The sequence below is a fragment of the Haladaptatus sp. W1 genome (assembly GCF_001723155.1).
GTDB classification, from domain to species: Archaea; Halobacteriota; Halobacteria; order Halobacteriales; family Haladaptataceae; genus Haladaptatus; species Haladaptatus paucihalophilus.
This window is the reverse complement of record NZ_MEIH01000111.1, coordinates 1-5,276: the sequence shown is the minus strand read 5'-3', so window position 1 is coordinate 5,276 and position 5,276 is coordinate 1. Positions and strand designations below refer to the sequence as shown.

The 5,276-nt window shown below is 61.6% G+C and carries 9 protein-coding genes; 6 read left to right on the top strand and 3 right to left on the bottom strand.

Annotated elements, in window-relative coordinates:
• Nucleotides 1-331, top strand: a 331-nt coding sequence (locus BG842_RS06200; protein WP_139136038.1) for an aldehyde dehydrogenase family protein, incomplete at its 5' end; no start/stop codon positions are given.
• A gap of 301 nt (nucleotides 332-632) precedes the next feature.
• On the opposite strand, the gene BG842_RS06195 is transcribed toward BG842_RS06200, so the two are convergent.
• Both BG842_RS06195 and BG842_RS06190 read right to left on the bottom strand, forming a co-directional pair.
• Nucleotides 633-1,097, bottom strand: coding sequence for a hypothetical protein (locus BG842_RS06195; protein ID WP_254662942.1), 465 nt, complete (start codon nucleotides 1,095-1,097; stop codon nucleotides 633-635).
• The gene (locus BG842_RS06190) at nucleotides 1,046-1,426 is read right to left on the bottom strand and encodes a DUF6498-containing protein (RefSeq protein ID WP_069450097.1); all 381 of its coding nucleotides are present in this window, start codon (nucleotides 1,424-1,426) and stop codon (nucleotides 1,046-1,048) included. The genes BG842_RS06195 and BG842_RS06190 overlap by 52 nt, the downstream gene beginning before the upstream one ends.
• 119 nt (nucleotides 1,427-1,545) lie before the next feature.
• Here BG842_RS06190 and BG842_RS06185 point away from each other — a divergent pair, with 119 nt between their 5' ends.
• The gene (locus BG842_RS06185; RefSeq protein WP_069450096.1) at nucleotides 1,546-1,992 is read left to right on the top strand and encodes a hypothetical protein; all 447 of its coding nucleotides are present in this window, start codon (nucleotides 1,546-1,548) and stop codon (nucleotides 1,990-1,992) included.
• A 39-nt stretch (nucleotides 1,993-2,031) separates the two neighbouring features.
• Here the strand turns inward: BG842_RS06185 and BG842_RS06180 are convergent, their stop codons facing one another.
• Entirely contained in the window at nucleotides 2,032-3,366 is a 1,335-nt protein-coding gene (locus BG842_RS06180; RefSeq protein ID WP_069450095.1) for a metallophosphoesterase, read from the bottom strand.
• Nucleotides 3,367-3,466: 100 nt separating this feature from the next.
• On the opposite strand from BG842_RS06180, the gene BG842_RS06175 reads away from it, so the two are divergent.
• The 4 genes from BG842_RS06175 to BG842_RS06160 form a co-directional block, all read left to right on the top strand.
• Nucleotides 3,467-3,868, top strand: coding sequence for a 30S ribosomal protein S6e (locus tag BG842_RS06175; protein WP_069450094.1), 402 nt, complete (start codon nucleotides 3,467-3,469; stop codon nucleotides 3,866-3,868).
• A 42-nt stretch (nucleotides 3,869-3,910) separates the two neighbouring features.
• On the top strand, nucleotides 3,911-4,348 hold the full coding sequence (locus BG842_RS06170; RefSeq protein ID WP_069450093.1) for a hypothetical protein: 438 nt from the start codon (nucleotides 3,911-3,913) through the stop codon (nucleotides 4,346-4,348).
• Complete coding sequence (locus BG842_RS06165) at nucleotides 4,345-4,758, top strand: DUF5807 family protein (RefSeq protein WP_069450092.1); 414 nt, start codon at nucleotides 4,345-4,347, stop codon at nucleotides 4,756-4,758. The genes BG842_RS06170 and BG842_RS06165 overlap by 4 nt, the downstream gene beginning before the upstream one ends.
• Before the next feature lie 96 nt (nucleotides 4,759-4,854).
• Nucleotides 4,855-5,276: response regulator (locus tag BG842_RS06160; RefSeq protein WP_254662941.1), on the top strand; the 422-nt coding region annotated here is incomplete at its 3' end.

Genomic DNA, 5,276 nt, shown 5'->3' with positions numbered 1-5,276 from the left:
GGCGTCGTGCAACGAGACGTTCGGTCCCATCGCGCCGGTCATCCCGTTCTCCTCCGACGAGGAGGCCATCGCCCTCGCCAACGCGACCGAGTACGGCCTCGCCGCCTCGGTCCACGCGGGCGACCTCGGCCGCGCGCAGGACTTCGCCGACGCCATCGACGCCGGGATGGTCCACATCAACGACCAACCCATCAACGAGGAACCCCACGTCCCCTTCGGCGGCGTGAAAGGCTCCGGAATCGGCCGCTACGACGGTGACGCCATCGTCGAGGAACTCACGCAGGAGAAGTGGATTTCGGTGCAGCGCGACCAGCGACGGTATCCGTTCTAAACCGACCTTTTACGACGGTCACGACCAGGAATGACGACGGCCGTCGTCATTCCTGCTGGTTCCCTGTAAAAGCTCGACCAAAAGCAGCGGAAGACGTTCCTGCTCGCTTACGCTGTGCGGGCATGCGACTTCCCAGCCTTCCTTCACTACGTTCAGGAAGACACTCCTCCCTCACCCCGCTCAGTCGTCGGCCCGCTCGCTTCCGAGGCGCTCCACGCCTCGTCGCTCGCGGTACGATTGATAGTTCCCTGAAAATACGACGCGCCTATCGCTCACTTCGTTCGCTTGTTCGGTCTCCTCGCTACTCCGCCAACGGGTCTTTCGGGGTGAACCAACTCGCAATCCCGCTGGGGTTCGGGTCTCGATTCGCCCGGAACCGCGCCCACTCGACGGTGAGTTTTCTGAGAACCAGCACCGTCACGGAGAGGGTTTCGACGGCGTTCTCGGTCAGGACTTCGAACGCCTCACGCCCGAATATCGCCCACACTCCGAGGAGAAAGAGCATGCCGAGCGCCTGTAGCGCCATCACCCAGACGGCCATGAAAAAGATAACCCGACCGGGAATTTCGAGGACCATGTGCACGGACAGCTCCTCGTACGTTCGTTCCCCGAAGAACTCGTGCCGTATCGTGGCGAGTTGCGAGCCGGTCATGACGAGAACCGACCCGATGATTGCTGGGGAGCTGGCCGACTCGACGGCGGACGGATATATCATCAGCGGGAGCGCCGAGAAGCCGAGTCCCCACACCACCGACAGCCAGACCAACGCACGTTTCGGCGGTATATCGGCGGCAACCATCCCGTAAGATGGATTCCTTCCGGGTCGGTTCCCCACGTCGATTCGTCCAACTCCGCGTTTCGGCTGACGCCGGGGAGAAACAGCGTCCGTCCCTCCAAGACGACCCGCCGCTCGGCGAAGAGCGCGGCACCGCTGTACAGCACGAGCGTGACCACGATTTCCAGCCAGTAGACGACCAGCATCTCGCGGACGTGCCAGTCGAGCCAGATGAAGCCACCGAGCGGGACGAGGTTCGAAAGAAAAATCGGCGCGAACGCGGAGAGGCCAGTGTCTCCCTCCCGATAATCGCGGTCCATCGGGCGAAAAATCTTGTCAGAAAACATTAAAAATTCCGTTTTCCCGACCCCGCCGGAATCCCGTGTGGATTGAACAGTGTTCACAACTGTATTATCCGCGGAATCGCTATCGAACACCGATGCCCCGACCGTCTCGCCGCGAGGTCCTTCGACTCGGCGCGAGTCTCGGAGCGACGTCGTTTGCGGGTTGTTCCGCCCTGTCGTTCTCCGAGAAACGCCTCACTGTAACGCTGTTGAACTTCGACTCCCGAAGCCACACCCTCCTGCTCGAACTGCTGCGGACGGATAGCGATGAAACGGTGTTTCGGAACCGATTCACGCTCGACACACCAACGGACGGAAAGGCGGCGTTCGAACGTCAGCGGACAGGGGTTGTCGAGAGCCGCGAGTATCGTGTTCGCGCTTCGCTCCCCGGGGGTGATGTGGAACGTCACTACCGCTTCTATCCGAACCCGGAGTGTTCAGGCGGTGACGAATCCGACGAGCTCGTCGTCGAAATACATGGAAGCGACGGCAAGACACCGACGATCGAGTTCCTCCGCAACGGCACGATTCGGTGCGACTGAACGATCATCAAGTACTGGCCCAAGCGTTTGGGGTTCTTCTCACGAATTCGAATCGGTCCGTGCCCCTTCGACCACTTCCTTCTCCGACGCTTCGATGACCGTCCGTTTCGGAACGTCGTTCTCCACCGTTGGCCGACGCGTCAGCAACCGCTGGAGGAGCGTCAGCTCTTTCGGCGCTTCCTTCTCGATGGTGTGGTACTCGACGACGACGTTCTCCTCTTCCTCGCCGATTCGGAAGTAGTTCAGCCGGAACGACGGATAGTACACCGGCGGGAGGATGCCGATGAGCGTCGAGGTCCGGTGCAGTCGCTTGAGCCACGTCCCGGTGTTGATGATGACCCGCTCGCCGACGTTCGTGAGCGAGACGCGGTGGGTGTGGCCGTAGATGTACGCCACGACGTCGGGATACTCCTCGAACACGTCCTCGGCGGCGGCGACGTAGGGCGCGTCCGACGGTTCCTCGGGTTTCTCTTTCCTGACGAGGCCGAACCGTTCGAGCGTCTTTCGCACGTCGCGGGCGAAGAAGTACAGCGGTATCGATATCACGAACAGGAGCCCGACGACGACGAGGTTCACGTAGATGACGAACTCCACGACGTCGCCGACGACCCCCAACTGCCGGAGGACGGACGTGGTGACGTTCGAAACGGCGTGTGACCCGACGACCCCGGACGCTTCGAAGACGAGGACGAGCAGGTAGATGAGGCTGACCTGAAAGAGCAACAGGAACGGCAGCGCGCCGTAGCGGAGGAACGGGTTCATCTCGCGGTAGAAGTAGTTCGACGCCATCCAGTCCGGTATCTCCTCCAACGGCGTGAGCGACTGGATGTCCTTGAGCCAGTTGTACTTCCCCCGCCCCGAGAGCTGTCCGGCCTTCCCGGTGATGTGACGGTTGACGAAGTAGCCGAGCGGATTGGCGCGCGGGTTGCCGAACTCTGGCATTCGGTTGTGTGCGTCCTCCTGCATGCCGTGTTCGATCCAAATCTTCTTCCCGGCGACGCGTCTGGTCAGCGAGAGCGTCGGGTCGAGGGTGACGTTGTACTCGGCCAGTCGCTCCTCGTACTCGGGATATCCTGCCAGTTCCGCGTCGTGATTGCCGGGGATGAGCGTGATGCGGACGTTTTCGCCCGTCTTCCGGAACTGCTCGAACAGCTTCGGATGGTGATCGACGAGCAGGTCGAACTTCGTCATGCCCGCCGACTGGGTGAACTCCCAGAGGCCGAACGCGTCGCCGAGGATTATCAGTTCGGCGTCCTCGTCCGTCGTTTCGAGCGTCCGTAGGAACTCGACGAACTCGTCTTCGAACTCACACTCCTGCAACTGCTCGTCGCCCCCGACGTGAAGGTCGCTGACGAAGTAATATGCGTCTGTCATCCTCCCCCGCCTCCGAAACACGACCGGATTGCGGAAAGCGGTTTCGTCCGGAAGAGTGGGTTTCGATGTCCTTTTAGGGAGGGACCGATATTCGTTCCGTATGGCAAACTTTCAGGTCGTCGTTGCTGACCCCGACTCCGGGGCGGCCTATCAGCGCGAAGTAGACGGACAGGACGCGAACCGATTCCTCGGCAAGTCCATCGGCGAGGACGTCGACGGCAGTGCCGTCGGTCTCGACGGGTATTCCGTCGAAATCACCGGTGGGTCGGACAACGCCGGTCGCCCGATGCGCGGCGACGTCGCCGGTCCGAACCTCAAGGACGTGCTCCTCGAAGGCGGTACGGGCTACAACCCCGAGCGAGACGGCGAGCGACGACGCATCTCGGTCCGCGGGAAGGAAGTCAGCGATGAAGTCGCACAGCTCAACGTCCGTATCTCCGAGTACGGCGACGAATCCGTCGAGTCCCTCTACGGCGAGGGCGGCGAGGAAGACGACGAGTAACGCGGCGGAACACTCAAACATTTACACCATCTTTTCACGACTATGACGCAACGGGTTTCTAGTGATACGACTGAAACCGTCAGGGCGACACTGGCGCAGGCGGGTGCGACGAACCGTGCGAACATCGAGATTCCTGCGGACGACGAGGACTCCTTTCCGGCGGACGAACTCGTCCGCGTCGTTATGGACGACACGGAGTATCGCGCCCGAATCGAACGGCCGCTGACCGGCGACGGCCGCCTCATCCGAGGGGTGTACGACACGCCGCGACTCGCGCGGAATCCGGGCGAGGGCGAAAACCGCCTCTCCGAGTGGTTCGCCGACAGCAACCGCTCGTTCGGCCAGTCGGTCCTCATCGACGTCGTTGAAGAGGGATTCAAATACGGCATCCGAGAACCCGGTTCGCGGGCCGTCTACGAGGCGACGGAAGCGCCGAACGAGAGTCTCGCCGACATCGCACGGCAGGTTGACGACGAATGAGCGCCCGCGACGAGTTCCTCGCCGGTGATCGCCCCGACGACGTTGCGCTCTTTCTCGCCGATTCGTTCGTGTCGGGGGACAAACTCGCCGACTACGGCGAATCGGTTCCGGGCGGTGTGCTGTTGGTCGTTCCGGGCGAGACCGGACGAAACGTGTTCAAGAAGGCGACCGGGATGGACGCGATGAGCTTTGCGAAGGAGGCGATGGGGACCGAGGGAACCGTCGCGGCGGACCTCGCGGGCGCTGACTGCCCGGAGGGGGACCACGACGTGGAGTTCGTCTTCGCGTTCGCCGAGGAGCAAAACGAGGAGGTCGGCGGCCTGTACGCCGAGGGCGATGTCATCCACGCGTACGCCTACTGCTCCTGTGGCACCTCGTTTTCCCACAAGTGGGTCGCTGGCGAGCGGTAGCCCGGGAATTCGGCAAAGTCGGCATTCGGGCTCGGATGTCTCCGTCCCCAATCAGTTAAATATATGCCCTTTAGCTCTCTTGATAGTGAAAACTGCATGGCGAATGTAGACCCGGTTTCTATCGGTCACGATTTTCCCCCTGCATTCCATGTGCTCCACGTCGATACCGACGAGGACTTCCTTCGACTCACCCGGGAGACGTTGGAACGCGAGGACGATATCGAGGACGTCATCGGCGTGACGAACGCCGACGATGCCGTCGAATGGCTCTTCGAACGTGACGTCGATATCGACTGTCTCGTCAGCGAGTACGAACTCCGAGACTGTTCGGGGTTGGAACTGCTCGAAACCGTGCGCGAGCGCCGTCCGTACTTCCCGTTCATCGTCTTCACCGGGACGGGAAGCGAGGATGTCGCAAGCCGTGCTATCTCCTCCGGCGCGACGAACTATCTCCAGAAGGGAACGTCCGGTGCGCGCTTCGTTACTCTGGCGTCTCAAATCACGCAAGCGGTGTCACA